The sequence below is a fragment of the Metabacillus sp. 113a genome, from assembly GCF_050107635.1.
In the GTDB taxonomy this organism is placed as follows: domain Bacteria; phylum Bacillota; class Bacilli; order Bacillales; family Bacillaceae; genus Metabacillus_B.
The window spans coordinates 336607-356565 of the sequence record NZ_JBNILJ010000001.1; the positions used below are offsets into that span (position 1 = coordinate 336607).

Sequence of the window (19959 nt, forward strand, 5' to 3'; positions counted from 1 at the left end):
CAGGCGCAGCTGCCGGAAAACTTGATATGGAAAAGCAATAAGAGACCCCGGATGGCTGCGAGCCATCCGGGGTTTTAGCTGAAATAGGCAAAAGGACTCGCCATTTTACCTTGCGATCGGATTTTTCTCACTGTCGAGTGTAAAGCCTTCCCCCAGAACATCATGCACATCAGTGACCGCAACAAACGCATGGGGATCCACGGATGTAATGACTTGCTTGAGCCGGACAATTTCATTCTTATCGACAACGCAGTATAATACATTCATAGCATTGCCGGAGTATGAACCCTGCCCTTTTAGAATAGTTACCCCCCGATCCATTTCTTCCAGGATTTTTCTGGATATTTTATCATGATGGGAAGAAATAATGGTCGCTCCTTTTGCGCCATATGCACCGTCCTGCATAAAATCAATGACCCGGGCACCTACAAAGACTGCGACGAGCGTGTACATCGCTTCCCTTAATTCAAGATAGGTAAGCAAAGATAGGCCTATGACGCCAGCGTCAAAGAGAAACATCGTTTTCCCCATGCTGATGCCTTTGTATTTTTGGATAAGCCTGGCGATAATATCCACCCCTCCGGTTGTACCGCCGTACCGGAAAATAATGCCCAGCCCCACTCCGATAAAGACACCGGCAAACAGGGCAACAAGCAGCAGATCGCCCGACAGATTCAAAGCCACCTGATACCTCTGGAAAATCCACAAAAACACGGAAAGGCTGATCGTGCCGATCATCGTGTAAATAAACGAGATTCTCCCGAGAAGCTTCCACCCGATGATAAACAGCGGAATATTCAGGACGAGATTAGAGATGGATGGATCAATGGTAAAAATAAAATAGAGGAGCAGAGTAATGCCGGTAAAACCGCCTTCAGCCAGCTTATTTTGCATGTTAAAATGAACAAGACCGAAAGCAAAGATGGAAGAGCCAAGCAGGATAAATAGAATATTGCGTATTTTTAATCCGTTCAATGAAAATCAACTCCGTATCAGCTAATCACAGCGATAATAGTATAGTTCAACCGGGGCAAAACGGCAAATCAGCGCGCAGGAGCCCATCAGATGCTATAATTAAAAACAGACGAATACATAACGAAAGCAGGGAACACAATGAGCGGAAAATCCATGAAGGATATTCAAATAGAAGTGGACGAGTACATAGGACAATTTAAAGAAGGGTATTTCAGCCCGCTTGCCATGACGGCACGGCTGACGGAGGAGCTAGGGGAGCTTGCCAGGGAAATCAACCACAGATACGGAGAAAAACCCAAAAAAGAAACAGAAGCAGAAAAGGCGATCGAAGAAGAGCTAGGCGACGTGCTGTTTGTGCTTGTCTGCATGGCCAACTCTTTGCAGATTGATCTGACTGATGCTCATGATGCTGTTATGAAAAAATTTGCTGTCCGCGACCAACACCGCTGGACGAAGAAAGAGGAGAAGTGAATATGGAATCCATCAAAATCGCAATAGCTGGACCGCGCGGCAGAATGGGAAAGGAAGCGGTTGCCCTTGTTGAGGAAACCCCTCACTTTGAATTAGCGGGTGTGCTGGACCGGATCAACGGGGGGAAAAGACTGAACGAAACAGGAGATGGCTTTACGAGCGATGCCATGATTTATACAGACGTTCAAACATGCCTGTTCGAAAGCAATCCCGATGTGCTTATCGACTTGACCGTTCCGGAAACAGGCATGCTTCATGCCAGGACCGCTCTTGAAATGGGCGTGCGCCCTGTCGTGGGAACAACGGGGTTTACAGAAGCCAACCTGGCGGAATTAAAAGAGCTTGCAGAAACGAAGCATCTTGGCATCATCATTGCTCCTAATTTTGCCGTCGGCGCCGTGCTGATGATGAAATTTTCGCAAATGGCAGCCAGGTATTTCCCGGATATTGAGATTATTGAGCAGCATCACGATCAAAAACTTGATGCCCCGTCCGGGACCGGGATAAAAACCGCGGAGATGATATCCGCTGTAAGAGAAGATAAAAGTCAGGGTCATCCTTCTGAAAAAGAAGTGCTGGATGGTGCAAGAGGGGCTTCCTATAACGGCATCAGGATCCACAGCGTCAGGCTGCCCGGATTGGTTGCCCATCAGGAGGTGCTGTTCGGCGGAGAAGGGCAGACGCTGAAAATCCGCCATGATTCCTATGACCGCAAATCGTTCATGTCCGGTGTCAGGCTCTGTGCAGAACAGGTGATGAAGCTCGATACGCTTGTTTACGGTCTTGAAAATATCATTGAATAAGGGGGAAAGGTCATGAAGATTGCACTCATTGCCCATGATAAAAAGAAAAATGATATTGTTCAATTTTCAACGGCATACAAAAGCATTTTAGAGGACCATGAACTTTATGCAACCGGCACGACCGGCCTCCGGATTACGGAAGCGACCGGGCTGAAGATTACCAGATGCCAATCCGGGCCCCTCGGAGGGGACCAGGAAATAGGAGCGATGATTGCCAGGAATGAAATGGATGCGGTTATCTTCTTCCGCGATCCTCTCACCGCCCAGCCGCATGAACCAGACGTTTCCGCTCTGATTCGGCTGTGTGATGTCTATGCCATCCCTTTGGCAACGAATATGGGAACAGCGGAGATTTTGATTCATGGGCTGAACAGGGGAGATCTTACATGGAGAAAGGTCATTCACAAACAGCGGGGAGATTCTCATGAATCCTGAGCGGAAGCCCGGCTGCAGTATAACGGGGACCGATACAGGCTGTTCCCGCATAAACCGGCTTGTTTCAAATATTTTCCCTTTTAAGCCAATAGGCAGCCTTCACACCCTCTGCAATGAGGGCCCTTACATAAAATCCGCATCTCCGACTGCTGAAGAACCCTTTTTAAAAGGCCGTATTTTCGGGAGACAAATCGTATTGAAAGAAATGCCAGGTGATTATTAATGAAAAAGAAATTAAAAATAGGAATTACGTGCTACCCGTCTGTAGGCGGTTCAGGAGTTGTCGCAACGGAACTTGGAAAGCTTTTAGCTGAAAAAGGCCATGAGATTCACTTCATCACATCAAGTATCCCGTTTAGGCTGAACAAGGTCTACAGCAATATTTATTTTCATGGGGTGGAGGTCAATCAGTACTCTGTGTTTAAAAACCCCCCCTATGACCTTGCCCTCTCAAGTAAAATGGCAGAGGTTGCCCAGCGTGAGGATTTGGATCTTCTTCACGTACACTATGCGATTCCTCACGCCATCTGCGCGTTTTTGGCTAAACAGATGACAGGGGACAATCTCAAAATCGTCACCACACTTCATGGGACCGATATTACGGTACTCGGATTCGATCCATCTATGGCTCAGCTGATCCGGTTCGGGATTGAAGCTTCAGACCGTGTGACGGCTGTTTCCAACGCACTCGTCAGGCAGACATATGACTTAATAGCCCCCGACAAGCATATCGAAACCGTTTACAATTTCATTGATGAGCGGGTTTATTTTAAGAAAGATGCCGCTCAGCTGAAAAAGGCGTACAAAATTGAGGAGCATGAAAAGGTATTGATTCATGTATCGAACTTCAGAAAGGTCAAACGGGTGCAAGATGTTGTCCAAACCTTCGCACGCGTTGCCGGGAGAGCATCCGCCAAACTGCTTCTCGTAGGGGACGGACCTGAGATGTCGGGTATATGCAGCCTTGTTCAGGAGCTTGGGCTGAAGGATAAGGTCCTGTTCTTAGGAAAGCAGGAAAATCTGGACGAACTTTATTCAATTAGTGATATTAAGCTGCTCATGTCTGAAAAAGAAAGCTTTGGCCTTGTTTTGCTCGAAGCGATGGCATGCGGTGTTCCTTGTATCGGCACAAATATCGGAGGAATTCCCGAAGTCATTTCGAATGGGGAGAACGGATTTATTGTCAGCGTAGGCGATACGGAGGCCGCTGCTTCCCATATCATCAGAATGCTTGAAGACGGGGGCTTGCATACCCGCCTTTCTGAACAAGCAGTGATAACAGCAAGAACAGCCTTTAAAACAGATCAGATTGTTGAACAATATGAGCAAATTTATTACGGACTGATCCGCGATGGAGAATAAACCATTGAAGAGTGAATTTCTGCGGGCCCTTCCAGTAATTGAGGAACTTGAGAAAAATGGATATGAGGCGTATTTTGTTGGAGGTTCAGTAAGGGATTTGCTCCTCGGACGGGAGATCCGGGATGTGGATATCGCAACTTCCGCGCCACCGGAAGAAATAGAACGGATATTTCCGAAGACGGCAGACGTCGGAGCTGCGCACGGAACGATTCTTGTTTTGATGGAGGGGGAACCCTTTGAAGTGACGACATTCAGAACGGAATCTGCATATGAAAATTTCCGAAGACCCGAAAATGTTCAGTTTGTTACATCTCTTACAGAGGATTTAAAACGAAGAGATTTTACAATAAACGCAATCGCTATGGATAAAAACGGAAACCTATACGATTATTTTCAAGGCCGTGAAGCTCTTTCATTAAAATTGATACAAACGGTTGGAAGTCCCGAAGAGCGGTTTTCAGAGGACGCTTTGAGGATGCTCAGAGCCCTGCGTTTTTCCAGTCAGCTCCAATTTTCTCTATCTGAAGACACATTGGAGGCTATTTGTAAGCTTTCAGGATTATTGAAGCATATTTCCGTAGAACGAAAGCTCTCAGAATTTGATAAACTGCTTTCAGGAAAATCCGCAGTGTCCGCCCTCCATTTGCTTCGCGATACCGGCCTGATCGATTATATGCCGGGGTTAGCCATGCCATCAAACAGGATGGATCAATTTTTGGCCCGAACACTCTCTGCCTCCTTCGGAACGGCACAAAGATGGGCACTCCTGCTTTTTGATTTGCACCCCGAAGAACCTGAAAAATTTCTAAAACAATGGAAAATGCCGGGCAAAACCATGAAAGAAATCCTAAACATCCTGTTTTTTTTAAACGAAAGATTGAAAAAGAGCTGGAATGAGGAGCTCCTTTATAAAGCTGATGAGAAAACAGTATTCTATACAGAGAGTATTTGCTCCTCACAGCCGGACTGGAAATCTTCTATTGGACCGGAAGAAGCCGTCCGTCGTTACCGGGATTTGAACATTCATTCAAGAAATGACCTTAGGATCAATGGGGATGATCTTGTCTGTCTTGCCAAAAAAGATCCTGGTCCCTGGATCGCCAGTGCACTGACCAAAATCGAAGAGGAAGTGCTTGCAGGAAGGCTTGCCAATTCAGCAAAAGACATTGAGAGGTGGTTTCTCCAATGGAGCAATCGAGCAGAAATGTAAAGCGAAAACTTTTAGAAGCTTTTGCCCGTTCAAGCGAGGAATACGTATCCGGGCAAAAGATCAGTGAAATGCTCGGATGTTCCCGTACGGCTGTATGGAAGCACATTGAGCTGCTCCGAAAAGAAGGATATGAAGTGGAGGCCGTCCGCAGATTGGGGTACCGGCTGACAAAAAAGCCTGACACGTTAAGTGCAGCCGAAATCCAATCAGGCCTAGCCACTTCTTTTATGGGACAATCTATTTATCACGAAAAATCAGTGCCCTCCACCCAGAAAATTGCCCACACGCTTGCTTCAGAGGGAGCATCGGAAGGAACGGTCGTTATTGCGGATGAGCAGACAGAGGGAAGAGGCAGACTGGCACGGGTGTGGCATTCGCCGATCAATACGGGTATCTGGATGAGCTGCATTCTAAAGCCGAAAATACCTCTTAGCCAGACCCCCCAGCTAACTTTGCTTACAGCGGTGGCTGTCGTTCAAGCCATTGAAGAAACAGCAGGAGTGCATCCGTTCATAAAGTGGCCGAATGATATTTTAATCAACGGGAAAAAAGCAGTAGGAATTTTAACCGAATTGCAGGCTGAAGCGGATTCTGTTCATTCTGTAATCATAGGGACCGGCATTAATGTCAACCAGGAGGGAGCCGACTTTCCGGATGAATTAAAACCGATTGCCACTTCACTTAAATTGGAGGCCGGCAGGGAAGTTTCCAGAGCCGCACTCATCCAAGCCATCCTTCAAAAACTGGAGCAGCTTTACACAACGTATCTGGCTTCGGGCTTCCATCCTGTTAAGCTTCTCTGGGAATCCTATTCCATTAGCCTCGGCAGAGAAATTAAAGCCAGGACCCTACAGGGAACCTTATCAGGAAAAGCCCTCGGGATTAATGATGAGGGTGTGCTTTTGCTTGAAACCGCGGAAGGAAAGATTGAAAAAATTTATTCTGCTGACATTGAACTGTCCTAGAAGCGAAATAAATTGATAATTAGCCGGTATTTGATATACTTGAATCGGGTAGTATCCGTTTTCACGGAACTGCACCGCGAAATTTTAAAACCAAATGCTGCGCAATGAAAAAGTCTGCCTTGATCCAAAGGACTGGGACAGAGGAATGATCCTTCGGTATTGCTATGCCCATTCCTTCTTCCTGTTTATGAAGAAGGAATTTTTATATTGTGGATCCCTTTGTTCCTCAAATAATGAGGAGGGAAGAAAATGAAAAGCAGAACGGATTTTCAGAAAATGAAAAGCGAAGCCCAGCCGATTGTGATGCTTACTGCCTATGATTATCCATCAGCTAAGCAAGCCGAAAAGACCGGAGCGGATATCATTCTTGTAGGAGATTCTTTAGGGATGGTCGTTCTGGGCTATGATTCCACCATTCCAGTCACAATGGAGGATATGATCCATCACACAAAAGCGGTGAGGCGCGGAGCTCCAAACACATTTATCGTCACGGATATGCCGTTCATGAGCTATCACCTGTCAAAAGAAGAAACACTCCGCAATGGTGCAAGACTTATGCAGGAAGCGGGCAGTGACGCATTAAAGGTAGAAGGTGCGGATGAAGTGGCTGTGATGATTGAGGCGTTGTCGAACAGCGGAATTCCGGTAGTAGCCCATCTGGGGCTGACACCCCAATCAGTTGGAATTCTTGGCGGCTACAAGGTGCAGGGAAAAACGGCCGAAGCAGCGTCAAAGCTGATAGAAGATGCGAAATCGTGTGAAAAAGCAGGTGCAGTTGCCCTTGTGCTTGAATGCGTGCCGCGGCAGCTGGCTGCACTAATAGCGGATCAGCTATCCATTCCGGTCATCGGAATAGGCGCAGGAGCTGGAACAGATGGCCAGGTCCTCGTTTACCATGATGTAACAGGCTACGGGGTCAGCCGGGTTCCGAAATTTGTCAAACAATACGGAAACAGTGACCTTGAGATGGAGCGTGCATTAGCTCAATATGCAGCGGATGTAAGAGAAAAGAAATTTCCGGCAGACGAGCATACGTTTACGATGAATGAGGAACTGCTCGGCGGTTTATATGGAGGAGTTTCAAAATGAACGTCGTCAGCAAGGTGAGTGAAGCCAGAAAAGAAATTGCAGCATGGAAAGAATTTCACCAACTTTCTATCGGCTTTGTCCCAACGATGGGTTTCTTGCATGAGGGACATTTAGAGCTGATCAAAAAAGCCAGGACTGAAAACGATAAAGTAGTGGTCAGCATCTTTGTGAATCCCGCCCAATTCGGACCGAATGAAGATTATGAATCGTATCCAAGAAATCTTGACAGGGATCTTAAGCTTGCCCAGGAGGCAGGAGCGGATCTGGTGTTTACTCCTGATGCCTCTGAGATGTACGGTCCTGTCCCGGCTGTTTCCTTGAAGGCTTCGGCCCGGACGGATGTTCTCTGCGGAAAGTCCAGACCAGGCCATTTTGATGGGGTTGTAACGGTTCTGACCAAACTCTTCAACATTATTCAGCCTGCCAGAGCCTACTTCGGCAAAAAGGATGCACAGCAGGCTGCGGTCGTTAAAGGTCTGGTGGATGATCTGTTTTTTCCGATCGAAATCGTTCCTGTGGAAACTGTAAGGGAAAAGGACGGACTTGCGAAAAGCTCCAGAAATGTTTATTTGACGGACACTGAACGGCAGGAAGCTCCTAAAATATACAAAAGCCTGCTCGCGGGCAAAAATTTGTTTATGGAAGAAAAGCTGTCCGCTGAAGAAACCAAAGAATATATCCTTTCTCTTTTGAACGAAATACAAGGGGCGGAAGTAGATTATATGGAAGTTCTTCCATATCCTGAACTGATCCCCGCTGCCGGACAAAGCAAGCAAATGATTGCGGCCGCTGCTGTGAAATTCTCAGGCGCCAGACTGATTGATAATATCATCTGGAACCTGGAAGAAAAATAAAAAAACGGAGGGAATCCAATGTTTCGCACCATGATGAATGCGAAAATCCATCGCGCCCGTGTTACAGAAGCCAACCTGAACTATGTAGGCAGCATTACGATTGATGAAGATATTTTGGATGCTGTCGGAATGACGGCTAATGAAAAGGTCCAGATCGTAAACAATAATAATGGTGCCCGATTTGAGACGTATATTATTCCAGGTCCGAGAGAAACTGGGGTAGTATGCCTGAACGGTGCAGCGGCTAGGCTCGTCCAGGAAGGGGATGTCGTGATCATCATTTCCTATGCCCTGATCGCTGAGGAAAACGTCCGCAGACATGTTCCGAAGGTTGCTATTATGGATGAGCATAACCGGATTGCAGAAATGCTCGGAACAGAGCCTGCAGCCACCATCCGCATGTAATGACGGATAAAATGACGGCCGGCGCTGAGCCGGTTTTTTTCTTTACAGAGCTAAAGGGATTCCGCTTCCTTTGAAATTTCCGCAAAGCCGCCATTCTGCTTGCGCGATTATTAAGGGTTAATGGTACAATGGACGAGAATGCAAGCTGATTGAGGTGTCATGAATGGAACAACGCCGTTTTGTTGTATTGGACGTTGAAACAACAGGCAATTCTCCAAAAAAAGGGGAAAAAATTATCCAATTTGGTGCAGTGGTCATTGAAAATGGGGCAATATCCGAACGTTTTATGAGTTATGTAAACCCACTGCAGCCAATTCCTGCTTTTATAGAAGCTCTAACAGGCATTAATGATGAGATGGTGAATCAGGCACCGGTATTTTCGGAAATTGCAGAAAAGGTATTCAGCCTCCTCGACGGGGCATGGTTTGTGGCTCATAATGTGCATTTTGATTTGTCCTTTGTCCAGGCAGAACTGGTGAATGCCGGATTTCCGCGCTTTATCGGCGGGCTTATGGATACGGTAGAGCTTTCTCGAATGATGTTTCCTTCGCTTGAAAGCTACAAATTATCCGATCTCTGCAAAGAACTTAATATAGAGCATGACCGGCCCCATCAGGCCGACAGTGATGCAGAGGCTACTGCTGAAATCCTTACAGTCATTCTTAGCCGTCTTGAGGAACTTCCTGCTGAAACCCTGAAAAGCCTCAGAAAGCTTTCAGATGTATTCATAAGCGATCTGCACGAAATACTGGATGACCTTATAGAAAATGCGTTATCCGTACCCGCAGCAGAAAAGGATGCAAACTGCGAATTGTTTGGCTCACTTGCTTTTTCAAAGGTCTTCACAGAGCCTGATCCGGAACCCGGTCCACAGGCGGAAAACGAGGTTTCCGGCCTTCTGCCCTTAAACAGGCTTATGGAAGAAAAGATGGCGGATTATGAGGACAGGCCTCAGCAGCAAAAGCTGATGAAGGAAGTGTATCAATCGCTGGCGAGCCATGAGCATATGGTAGCGGAGGCACCGGCAGGAAGCGGCAAGTCACTGGCATTATTGCTTCCGGCACTCGTATACGCCACGGAAAATCAATCGAAGGTTGTTTATAGTACTCACACGACTGCGCTGCAGCATCAGCTTCTGGAACGGGATACAAAAATAGCGGGGGAGATATTATCTGCTGATTTGTCCGCCTGCATATTAAAAGGCGAATCCCACTATATTTGCCCGCATAAATTTGAAATGGCGCTGATGGAGACAGATGAAAATTACGACTCAAATCTGGCGAAAGCACAAATTTTAATCTGGCTTTTAAAGACCCGTACAGGGGACGCAGATGAATTAAATCTTCCGTCCGGAGGAAGAAACCTCTGGCAGAGGATTCACCATGACCGGACATCCGGCCATCCAAAAAACCCTTACCGGGACCGCTCTTTTTATCATTTAGCGAGGGAAAGAGCAGAAAAAAGCACCATCATCATCGTGAATCATGCGCTTCTTTTGAACGATGCTGCAGCAGGTAAAAAGCAGCTTCCGGAATTCGATGCTGTTATGATTGATGAAGCCCATCATCTGGAACGTGCTGCCGGCGATCAGTGGGGCTTCAGGCTGGAATATGTGACCATTCACTCCTGGCTGCAGAGACTGGGCCACATGTATTCTGGTGATTTGCTTGCTTATGCGGCAGGGTGGTTTGAGCGGGAGAATGAAAAAGGCTATGATTATTGCCTTGAGCTGGATGTTCTCCTTAAAGAGTTTTATGAGGAGCTTAATGATTTTTATACAAGTCTGCATTCTTATGTCCTAAGGAAAAAATCAGAAGAAGCCAATCGAATTTCCATCGTAATCGAGCATGATGAGAATGAGAATCTGTTCTGGTCAGCGATCGAAGAGCTTGCAGACCGGATCAGATTTTATATGCTGGACATTATCACCATTATGGAAAAGCAAAAAAGGCTCCTGGATACGGACAATCTTCCTATGGCTTTCCAAGTTAAAATGAATGAATACTTCTCATATGCTGACCGTTTCAGACAGGCTGGTGAAGCCATTCAGTCGCTGTTTAAAGGCGCAGATTCTGAAAATGCGTGCTGGATTGAGGCTGAAGCAAAGGGGGCAAAAAATGCCGCCGTCATCTGCGGCAGACCTGTAGATGTTTCCGAAAAGCTTGCATCCTCCCTTTTTGAGAAGAAGCGCTCGGTTATTCTTGTTTCGGCGACGTTAACGGTAAATGGATCATTTCAGCATGCGGTCAGTCAGCTGGGCCTGCATGATTTTTACCCAAAACAGCTAATCCTGCCGTCTCCTTTTGATATGAAAAAGCAGGCACAGCTGTTTGTGCCATCCGATATCCCGGCAATCAGGGAAGTCTCCCTGGAGACCTATACAACCTCTGTTGCTTTTTCCATAAGTGAGTTTGCTCCCATGATAAACGGCAAAATACTCGTCCTGTTCACTTCATATGATATGCTCAAAAACACGTATCAGCATTTGAAATCAATGCCGGCTATGGAGGAGTATACGATCCTTGGACAGGGTGTAAGTTCCGGAAGCAAAGGGAAACTTATTAAATCCTTCAGGCAAACGGGAAATGCCATTCTTCTTGGAACAAACAGTTTTTGGGAAGGAATTGATTTCCCAGGAGAAGAACTGAAAGCAATCATCATGATCCGGCTTCCTTTTGCGCCCCCGGATCAGCCGGTCATGTCTGCCAAACTAAAAAAGCTTGACCTTGAGGGGAAAAATGCCTTTTATGAATACTCTTTGCCTGAGGCTATATTACGGTTCAAGCAGGGATTCGGAAGGCTGATTAGAACGGAGCGGGATAAAGGCCTGTTAATCGTGCTGGACCGGCGCATCCTTACATCAAGATACGGTCAGTATTTTATAAAAGCCATCCCGGGCTTGGATGTTCATTATAAACCCGTACGGGAGCTTGCTGCGCAGGCATCTCAATGGTTTAGTGAATAAAAAAAGGCTGGAAGGTGGCATATTCATGCTGCCGCTTATCCAGCTGTTATCAGGTGTGGGGTAAGGAGAAATTTATTTTCACTGTTCTCAACGGTTCTTGTTATAATGGGAACAAGCACAACAATCAATGCTGTTGTATTGTTATTGTGTCCTTGCTTTAGGTACATAATGAGTGACAATATTTGCGGCGTGCAGGAGGAATTTGTAATGGAAAGCAAAATAGAAATCCTTTCAACCGTAAAAGTAGACCATTCTGATGATTTGTATAAAATCGTCGATTCTTTGAACCGGACACTGAAAAGGGATAATCTGATGTTTGGCCTTGCCCTTGATGAAGAGAACAAGAGCAAAGCTGTCTTCACGATTTACCGTACATAATGGAGCCGGCAGTATGAGCAGAAAATGGCTGATTATTCTAACCATGATCCTGGCAGCCGCCGGTCTTGGCTGGTACGTACTCTCTTCCTTCCAGGCAGGCACCGCTGTTCTGAAAAAAGAGCATGACGCAGCGATGGCAGCGGCGGTTGATAATAAGTTTCTTGCCACTGCGGAAAAAGCCACCCTTTTTAACGGCCCGAATACCGATTCGAAGAATAAGCCGGTTCCCTTTTATGCTGTGCATGGAAAAGACGAAAGCGGACGCCCTGCTGCAGCGCTTATGTCGGCAGGCGATTTAAATCAAGAACCGGTTACGGTGGTTTTAGCTGATGGCATAACAGAAGAAAAAGCAGCGGAAATTTCCGGAAAAGAGCATTCCCCGAAGAAAATGTTTTCTGTTAAGCTGGGCGTTCTCCTGCGGGCAGGCAGGCAGGTCCCGGTATGGGAAGTGAAATACATCGACAGCTACGACCGGTATACATATGATTATATAGATTTTAAATCAGGAAATATTCTCACACACATTGCAATAAAATAGGAGGGCATTCTTATGGAATTAGCTAAAAGAGCAGCTTCATTAACACCTTCATCAACACTTGCCATTACAGCAAAAGCGAAAGAACTGAAAGCTTCCGGTCATGATGTGATCGGCCTTGGAGCAGGGGAGCCTGACTTTAATACACCTGAAGCCATTATTAAGGCAGCAGCCGCTTCTATGGAAGAAGGCTACACAAAGTACACGCCTTCCGGCGGACTGAAAGAGCTGAAAGAGGCAATCATAGCGAAATTACAGGCAGACCAGAATCTCAGCTATACGCCTGGAGAAGTCATTGTCTGCACCGGTGCAAAACATGCATTATACACACTTTTTCAGGTATTGCTGAATGAGGGGGACGAGGTCATCGTTCCATCCCCGTATTGGGTCAGTTACCCGGAGCAGGTCAAGCTTGCGGGCGGCGTCCCACTCATCATTCATGGAACAGAGGAAAATGAGTTTAAGGTGACTCCTGAACAAATAGAAAGAGCGGCTACACCGAAAACAAAAGCTTTGATCCTGAACTCTCCGAGCAACCCTACAGGGATGATTTACTCGAAGGAAGAGCTTGAAGCGATTGGCGAAATTTGCGGGAAGCTCAATTTGCTGATTGTTTCAGATGAAATTTATGAGAAGCTCATTTACGGGGAAGCGCGTCATGTTTCTATAGCTCAGTTATCACAGCCTTTGAAAGAACGCACCGTCATCATTAACGGTGTCTCAAAATCCCACTCGATGACCGGGTGGAGAATCGGATATGCTGCAGGACCGAAAGCGGTCATTGAAGCGATGACAAATCTCGCAAGCCACAGCACCTCTAATCCGGCGGCGATGGCTCAGTATGGGGCGATTGAAGCCTATCGGGGATCACAGGCACCGGTAGAAGAAATGAGAAACGCCTTCAGCAGCCGTCTGGATGAAACCTATAAGCAGCTTACAGGAATCCCTGGTTTTACCTGCATCAAGCCTCAAGGTGCTTTCTATCTTTTTGCAAATGCCAGCGAAGCGGCGAAAATGACAGGCCACGACTCAGTGGATGCGTTTGTAGAAGCCCTTCTTGAAGAGGAAAAAGTGGCTCTTGTACCCGGATCGGGATTTGGATCGCCTGAGCATGTCAGGTTGTCATATGCGACGTCACAGGAACTGTTGTCCAAAGCGATGCACAGAATAAAGAGGTATGTGGAGAAAAATAAAGGATAAAAGAAGGGCGGCGGCCGTGCCGCCCATTTATCTTCAGCCGCTCATATTGACCTGCTGCAAACGGCCTTAGTATAATAGAGCACATACATATTCGGACAAAGGTCCGTGGAGGGAATATTGAATTGAAAACAACTATTTCTCAAGTACATCAATACACAGGAAAAGAAGTTACCATTGGAGCATGGATTGCCAACAAACGATCTAGCGGAAAGATTGCTTTCCTGCAGCTTCGTGACGGGACAGGCTTCATTCAGGGAGTCGTCGTGAAAGCAGAAGTTCCCGAGGAAGTATTTCAAAAGGCAAAATCCATCACACAGGAAACGTCCGTTTATGTCACAGGCATCATTCGTGAGGACGAGCGCTCGCCTTTCGGGTTTGAGATGGGTGTGACAAATGTTGAAATCATTCACGAAGCAACGGACTATCCGATTACCCCTAAAGAACACGGCACAGAGTTTTTAATGGATCACCGTCATCTGTGGCTCCGTTCAAAGAGACAGCACAGTGTGATGAAAATCAGAAATGAGATCATCAGAGCAACATATGAGTTCTTTAATAAAGAGGGTTTCACAAAAGTGGATCCTCCAATCCTTACAGGAAGTGCTCCCGAAGGAACTTCCGAGCTGTTTCACACTAAATACTTTGAGGAAGATGCTTATCTTTCGCAAAGCGGACAATTATATATGGAAGCTGCAGCGATGGCTCTCGGCAAAGTGTTCTCATTCGGTCCAACTTTCCGCGCTGAAAAATCCAAGACACGCAGACATTTGATCGAATTCTGGATGATCGAACCCGAGATGGCTTTTTATGAATTCGAAGACAACCTCGTAGTTCAGGAAAATTATGTTTCATATGTTGTTCAAAGCGTATTGGAAAATTGTGCTCTTGAGCTGAAAACATTGGGACGGGATACCTCAAAGCTTGAAAAAATCAAAGCTCCTTTCCCGCGGATCTCTTATGATGATGCATTAAAGATGCTGCATGAGAAAGGGTTCGGGGATATTACCTGGGGCGATGACTTCGGAGCGCCGCATGAAACGGCAATTGCCGAAAGCTATGAGAAGCCGGTATTCATCACCCGCTACCCGACATCACTGAAGCCGTTTTATATGCAGCCTGCGAAAGACCGCGAGGATGTTGTGCTGTGTGCGGACATGATTGCTCCGGAGGGATATGGAGAAATTATTGGGGGCTCTGAGAGAATCCATGATCATGAGCTTCTTCAAAAGCGCCTTGAAGAACACGGCCTAGATAGCGAAGCGTACAAATGGTACCTGGAGCTTCGGAAATACGGCTCTGTCCCTCATTCAGGCTTTGGGCTGGGACTTGAACGGACCGTGGCCTGGATCAGCGGAGTGGAGCACGTCCGTGAGACCATTCCATTCCCTAGACTGCTCAACCGTCTTTACCCATAAAAGAAGCAACTGAAAGTCTCCAGCAGTGGAGACTTTTTTCAGGCCGGCTGATCATCGTTCCCGCACCGCGGCTTGCTGCCGGCTTGATTACGCTTTATGGCAGACGAAGGCTGTAGCCCTGGATTTAGCCTCAGACTGCCAAAAAGACAGAAAGAAAGGAGGGAGTTAAATGAGAAAAGAACAATTCATATCCATTCAAATGGAAGGGGCGCTGTCTGTGCCCGGCGTTCTATTTCTTCATTATCCCAAGCTTGGCTTAACTGAATCAGAGATGATGCTGCTCTTTCAGGTTCAGCTGTTTATCCAGCAGGGAAAGCCATTCCCGACTCCTGATGAGCTGGCCGGAAGAATGTCCGCTACATCTCCAGATTGCTCCATGATGCTTAGAAGCCTGATTCAAAGAGGTTTTTTAAAAATAGAAGATGAAGAAATACAGCAGGTCCGGTTTGAAAAGTACTCACTTGAACCGCTTTGGGAAAGGCTTTACCGGTTCGTAACAGAGGCAAAGGAAGAAGTATGCGAACCCGAGAAAACAGAAGAAAGCCTTTATACGGTATTTGAACAGGAATTCGGGCGTCCCTTATCGCCATTCGAATGCGAGACGCTAGGGATTTGGATGGACCAGGATCACCATGATCATGACATCATTAAAGCCGCATTGAGAGAATCCGTCATTTCCGGGAAGCTGAATTTCAGGTACATTGACAGAATTCTTTTCGAGTGGAAACGCAACGGGATCAAAACGATTCAAGAGGCAAAAAACCACTCCAGGCAATTTCGTCAGGGACAGGGGAAGAGCAGGGACCAGGACCAGCCGGAACCCGGCTCTTATCAGCGCAAGGTTCCTTTCTATAATTGGCTAGAAAATTGATTGGGCAGCTGCTTGCTGAATAGAGGGGGACATCATGCTTACGAAGGTTCAAATACGAGAAGCGCTTGATACGATAGGAGAGCTATTCCCTGATGCACATTGTGAATTGGTTCATGACAATCCATTTGAGCTTGTCATCGCTGTCGCTCTCTCCGCTCAGTGTACCGACGCACTCGTTAATAAAGTAACGAAAAGTCTTTTTGAAAAATACAAAACACCTGAGGATTATTTGGCCGTATCATTAGAAGAGCTGCAGGGGGATATCCGTTCAATCGGACTGTTCAGAAACAAAGCCAAAAATATCCGCAATTTGTGCACAATGCTGCTTGAACAATATAACGGGGAAGTTCCGAAAGACAGAGATGAGCTGATAAAGCTTCCCGGGGTGGGAAGAAAAACAGCCAACGTTGTCGTTTCTGTCGCTTTTGGCGTTCCTGCTATTGCAGTGGATACCCATGTAGAAAGAGTTTCGAAGCGGCTGGGGTTCTGCCGCTGGAAGGATTCAGTCCTTGAAGTGGAAAAAGCTTTAATGAAAAAACTTCCAGCTGAAGAGTGGTCCGTGGCCCACCACAGGCTGATTTTCTTTGGCCGCTATCACTGCAAGGCTCAAGCTCCAAAATGTGCCGAATGCCCGCTGTTTCCCATGTGCCGGGAAGGCGCAAAAAGAATGAAAAAAGGTCTTATTAAGTATGGAAAATAGCCAAGTACCCATCCCTTCCTCCTTTGATGTTCAGCCATTTGTCTCCCATTCGTATTTGACTTTAAGCGAATCAGAGGACCCGCTGGCAAGGCTTGAGAGAGAACCTCTAGTATACGATATGCTGAAAGCAGCGGGAGCTTCAATTCCATATAAGCCTTGGGAAGACCAGCAGGAAGCCGTACAAGCAGTGCTTAAAGTGTGGAGCAAGCTTAAGCACGAACAGACAGAGAACTTCAGGAGCAAAAAAGGAAAAGCCGACCCGAAGCTGATGGGAAAAGCATTCTGCATCTGTTTAGGCATCCTTTATTGGGTAAATGGCAGATATGTGCCGTCTTTAAGAGTTGAGGAGCTGCCGGAGGTCATGGAGCTGCAATATAAACCGGTGAACAGCTTGGAAAGGCTTCAGTACATTCATCGTCAGCCAGTCCAATATCATTCCTTCGTCCAGATCGTTCAGCTTCTTGAGGAAATTGAAAAGCTGCATGTCAAATTGATGATTCTCAGCAGAAATGAAAAGAAAGAGGGTGCCCAAAGATAAAATCTTTGGGCACCCTCTTTTTCGTAAGGAATGGTGCTTTAAAAAGCGCATCGATCTAATGAAAAAAGAAAAAATTCCGGGAGCGGGGATTAAAAGAAGAGGTGACCCTTAGACCAAATATACTCGGCCTAAGAGTCAGCCTCTATGATTACTTGAGGTGGTTAATCATCCTCACCATCATCATCCTCATCTTCATTTCCATTTCCGCCGCCTTGGCCGCCATTTCCGCCTTGCCCTCCCTGGCCGCCCTGACCTGGAGTCGTACCAGGCTGGCCGGGCTGCTGGCCGCTATCGCCTTCACCGTCCTGGCCGCCGCCATCTGAAGGCGGTTCTGCTGGAGGAGGTTCCTGTCCAGGGGGCTCCTCACCGGCAGGCGGTTCTTCGCCAGCAGGCGGTTCTTCCTCTGCAGGAGGCGGCTCTTCCTCTGCAGGAGGCGCCTGTTCTTCTGCAGGTATCGTAATGGCCGCCGCAGCAGGTGCACTCTTCGTGTTGTCGCTGCTTCTGACAGCTGTTACCTGGAATCGGTAAGAGGCCCCGGGCTGCGGATTTGGTATTGTTAACGAAGTATCACCGGTCGTTGTAAGAGCTTGAGATGGTCCTCCATCCTGGGATACGCTAACTTCAAACGCGATGCCTTCCCGTTTCTCCTCATCATAGCCCCATGATAAAGAAATGGAATTGGCTTCCTGATCGAAATTGACCGATAATCCGGACGGTTTCTGAACAGCCTTTTCTTCAGGCTTTTCTTCTTCTTCAGGTTTTTGGTATTTGCTGGATTGTTCAGAAGGTTCAGTGCCCTTCACGAAATACTCTTTTGACTTTTCGCTGGCAGGCGTATATGGTCCAGCCTCTACTGCAGGATCCGAGCCTTTCAGCACTTCCACTTCTGATACGCTCCCCGGCTTCTTGAATGTTGTATCGTTGCTGAAGCCTGGCTGAGACATGACCGCTTTAAAGATTTTTTTTGCGGTATCATCCTCTGTATCAGTCAGTCCAGATTTATTGCTGGTCCCAGTCCAGATTGAAAGAGTCGTGGAAGGGGTGTAGCCGACGAACCAGGAATCCTTCGAATTATTGGTCGTTCCTGTTTTTCCGGCAATATCCAGTCCCGGCACATTGGCTGCCGCCCCGGTCCCGCCTTGCTCCATCACTGAGCGAAGCATATCCGTAATGATAAACGCGGTAGAATCGCTCATCGCCGCTTTAGGCTCAGGAGCGACATCCATTTTGCTTCCATCCTGGAATTCAACGGATTTAACGACATGGGGTTCAATATAGATCCCGCTGTTTCCAAAGGCGCTGTAGGCTCCCGCCATCTGTGCGCTGGATACACCATTCTCAAACCCTCCAAGGGCGTATGCCTCTTGATAATCGCCATCAGGCATTCCAAGACCCAGAGCAAATTCCTTTGCCCGATCCAGTCCGACTTCCTGAAGCGCTTTAACGGCAGGTACGTTATACGATTCCTTAAGTGCCTCACGGATCGAGACTTTTCCGTGATAAGTATCCCCGTAATTTCTGAACGGAGTTCCATTTGAATACTCGTATTTTTCATCCACCACCTGCTGATAGGTGGACCATTTAAGGTGTTCCACGGCTGGGCCATAATCAAGTATAGGTTTGATTGTAGAACCCGGCTGTCTTTTTTCTTGAGTAGCATAATTCCATTCGGTTTGCGATCCCAGGGAGCCTAAAGCCTTAATCTCGCCCGTCTGAGTGTCGAGCATGGTCATACTGGCTGCGAAATCCGGTTTATCCGGAATCTTGACGACTTCGCCTTTCACGACTGAATTCATGTATTTTTGCGCATCGGGGTCGATGCTCGTATAAATTTTAAGGCCGGACGAGCTGACCTCCACATCCGTTTTTGCCTTGATTTCATCTGTAATCTGGTTGACGAAGGCTTTATATGGATTGCTGTCTTCCTTCGGGGCGACCAATCCGGCAGTGACATCTGTCTGCTTCGCCTTATCTGCTTCTTCCTGAGAGATAAATTCATGCTGCACCATCAGGTTAAGCACGGTGTTCCGGCGCTGTGTAGCCCGCTCGGGATCAACACGCGGGTTATAATTGTTCGGAGCCTTGACCATTCCTGCGAGCATCGCAGCCTGGTCAAGCGACAGATCTTTCACATCTTTCCCGTAAAAGTTCTCTGCTGCTTTGCCGATGCCGTACGTATTGCCTGTGTAGTAGAGCTTATTTAAATAAAGCTCCATTATTTCCTGCTTGGAAAATTTGCGTTCCAGCTGAAAAGCCAGCCATGCTTCCTGAACTTTCCGCTCAACCGATTTTTCACTCGTAAGCAGGTAATTTTTGATAACCTGCTGACTGATTGTGCTCGCGCCTTCAGAGCCAAAGCCTTCTTTAACATTGGCGATCACGGCGCCGCCGAGCCGGATGAAGTCCACACCGCTATGTTCATAAAAGCGGGCATCCTCTGTTGCCAGAAATGCATTTTCGACATTTTCAGGGATTTCTTTGTAAGGGACATAAGTCCGTTTTTCTTCCCCGCCGATCTCAAATAGTTCATTGTTGTCCTTGTCATAAACTTTGGATGTATAAATGGATTTCAGTTTTTCCGGGTCAAGGGAAGGGGATTTGGACACAATTACTCCGAAAGCAACGCCTCCGGCAATCATAAGAACAACACATGCGGCTAATATGCCAACAATGATTTTTTTCCACAGTGATCCGCCTTTACGGCTCTTCGGCTGCTTAGAAGGTTTTGAAGCCCTTCGCCGTTCTTCACGGCTTGAATAATTTTCTGACATTTGATCTCTACCTTTCG

The 19959-nt window shown here is 47.0% G+C and carries 19 protein-coding genes; 17 read left to right on the forward strand and 2 right to left on the reverse strand.

Going from position 1 to position 19959, the window contains the following annotated elements:
* Nucleotides 1-105: 105 nt before the first annotated feature.
* Nucleotides 106-975, reverse strand: coding sequence for a YitT family protein (locus ACQCVE_RS01745; protein WP_426844025.1), 870 nt, complete (start codon nucleotides 973-975; stop codon nucleotides 106-108).
* 138 nt (nucleotides 976-1113) lie between these two features.
* Here ACQCVE_RS01745 and ACQCVE_RS01750 point away from each other — a divergent pair, with 138 nt between their 5' ends.
* From ACQCVE_RS01750 to ACQCVE_RS01830, 17 genes are all read left to right on the forward strand, one after another.
* On the forward strand, nucleotides 1114-1446 hold the full coding sequence (locus tag ACQCVE_RS01750; RefSeq protein WP_426844026.1) for a nucleotide pyrophosphohydrolase: 333 nt from the start codon (nucleotides 1114-1116) through the stop codon (nucleotides 1444-1446).
* Nucleotides 1443-2249, forward strand: a complete 807-nt coding sequence (gene dapB, locus ACQCVE_RS01755) for a 4-hydroxy-tetrahydrodipicolinate reductase (RefSeq protein WP_426844027.1) — start codon at nucleotides 1443-1445, stop codon at nucleotides 2247-2249. Before ACQCVE_RS01750 ends, dapB begins: the two co-directional genes overlap by 4 nt.
* Nucleotides 2250-2261: 12 nt before the next feature.
* The gene (mgsA, locus tag ACQCVE_RS01760; protein WP_426844028.1) at nucleotides 2262-2684 is read left to right on the forward strand and encodes a methylglyoxal synthase; all 423 of its coding nucleotides are present in this window, start codon (nucleotides 2262-2264) and stop codon (nucleotides 2682-2684) included.
* A 222-nt stretch (nucleotides 2685-2906) separates the two neighbouring features.
* On the forward strand, nucleotides 2907-4046 hold the full coding sequence (gene bshA / locus ACQCVE_RS01765) for an N-acetyl-alpha-D-glucosaminyl L-malate synthase BshA (protein WP_426844029.1): 1140 nt from the start codon (nucleotides 2907-2909) through the stop codon (nucleotides 4044-4046).
* A 4-nt stretch (nucleotides 4047-4050) separates the two neighbouring features.
* Nucleotides 4051-5256, forward strand: a complete 1206-nt coding sequence (locus ACQCVE_RS01770) for a CCA tRNA nucleotidyltransferase (protein WP_426861396.1) — start codon at nucleotides 4051-4053, stop codon at nucleotides 5254-5256.
* Complete coding sequence (locus ACQCVE_RS01775) at nucleotides 5232-6221, forward strand: biotin--[acetyl-CoA-carboxylase] ligase (RefSeq protein ID WP_426861398.1); 990 nt, start codon at nucleotides 5232-5234, stop codon at nucleotides 6219-6221. The genes ACQCVE_RS01770 and ACQCVE_RS01775 overlap by 25 nt, the downstream gene beginning before the upstream one ends.
* A 249-nt stretch (nucleotides 6222-6470) precedes the next feature.
* Nucleotides 6471-7310, forward strand: coding sequence for a 3-methyl-2-oxobutanoate hydroxymethyltransferase (panB, locus tag ACQCVE_RS01780; RefSeq protein WP_426844032.1), 840 nt, complete (start codon nucleotides 6471-6473; stop codon nucleotides 7308-7310).
* The gene (panC, locus tag ACQCVE_RS01785; protein WP_426844033.1) at nucleotides 7307-8164 is read left to right on the forward strand and encodes a pantoate--beta-alanine ligase; all 858 of its coding nucleotides are present in this window, start codon (nucleotides 7307-7309) and stop codon (nucleotides 8162-8164) included. Before panB ends, panC begins: the two co-directional genes overlap by 4 nt.
* An 18-nt stretch (nucleotides 8165-8182) precedes the next feature.
* Nucleotides 8183-8569, forward strand: coding sequence for an aspartate 1-decarboxylase (panD, locus tag ACQCVE_RS01790; RefSeq protein WP_426844034.1), 387 nt, complete (start codon nucleotides 8183-8185; stop codon nucleotides 8567-8569).
* 163 nt (nucleotides 8570-8732) lie between these two features.
* Entirely contained in the window at nucleotides 8733-11534 is a 2802-nt protein-coding gene (dinG, locus tag ACQCVE_RS01795) for an ATP-dependent DNA helicase DinG (protein ID WP_426844035.1), read from the forward strand.
* Nucleotides 11535-11741: 207 nt separating this feature from the next.
* Nucleotides 11742-11912, forward strand: a complete 171-nt coding sequence (locus ACQCVE_RS01800; RefSeq protein WP_426844036.1) for a YpmA family protein — start codon at nucleotides 11742-11744, stop codon at nucleotides 11910-11912.
* Nucleotides 11913-11925: 13 nt separating this feature from the next.
* A complete protein-coding gene (locus ACQCVE_RS01805) occupies nucleotides 11926-12450 on the forward strand; it encodes a hypothetical protein (protein ID WP_426844037.1) in 525 nt (174 codons plus the stop codon).
* A gap of 12 nt (nucleotides 12451-12462) precedes the next feature.
* Nucleotides 12463-13647 carry a pyridoxal phosphate-dependent aminotransferase gene (locus ACQCVE_RS01810; RefSeq protein WP_426844038.1) on the forward strand — a complete coding sequence of 395 codons (1185 nt, stop codon included), beginning with the start codon at nucleotides 12463-12465 and terminating at the stop codon, nucleotides 13645-13647.
* Nucleotides 13648-13769: 122 nt separating this feature from the next.
* A complete protein-coding gene (gene asnS / locus ACQCVE_RS01815) occupies nucleotides 13770-15062 on the forward strand; it encodes an asparagine--tRNA ligase (RefSeq protein WP_426844039.1) in 1293 nt (430 codons plus the stop codon).
* Between the two features lie 169 nt (nucleotides 15063-15231).
* Entirely contained in the window at nucleotides 15232-15933 is a 702-nt protein-coding gene (locus ACQCVE_RS01820) for a DnaD domain-containing protein (protein WP_426844040.1), read from the forward strand.
* Nucleotides 15934-15967: 34 nt separating this feature from the next.
* Nucleotides 15968-16633, forward strand: a complete 666-nt coding sequence (gene nth / locus ACQCVE_RS01825; RefSeq protein ID WP_426844041.1) for an endonuclease III — start codon at nucleotides 15968-15970, stop codon at nucleotides 16631-16633.
* Nucleotides 16623-17171: a YpoC family protein gene (locus tag ACQCVE_RS01830; protein ID WP_426844042.1), complete on the forward strand. Its 549-nt coding sequence runs from the start codon at nucleotides 16623-16625 to the stop codon at nucleotides 17169-17171. The genes nth and ACQCVE_RS01830 overlap by 11 nt, the downstream gene beginning before the upstream one ends.
* A 161-nt stretch (nucleotides 17172-17332) precedes the next feature.
* Here ACQCVE_RS01830 and ACQCVE_RS01835 read toward each other — a convergent pair whose 3' ends face one another.
* Entirely contained in the window at nucleotides 17333-19942 is a 2610-nt protein-coding gene (locus ACQCVE_RS01835) for a PBP1A family penicillin-binding protein (protein WP_426861400.1), read from the reverse strand.
* Nucleotides 19943-19959 lie beyond the last annotated feature (17 nt).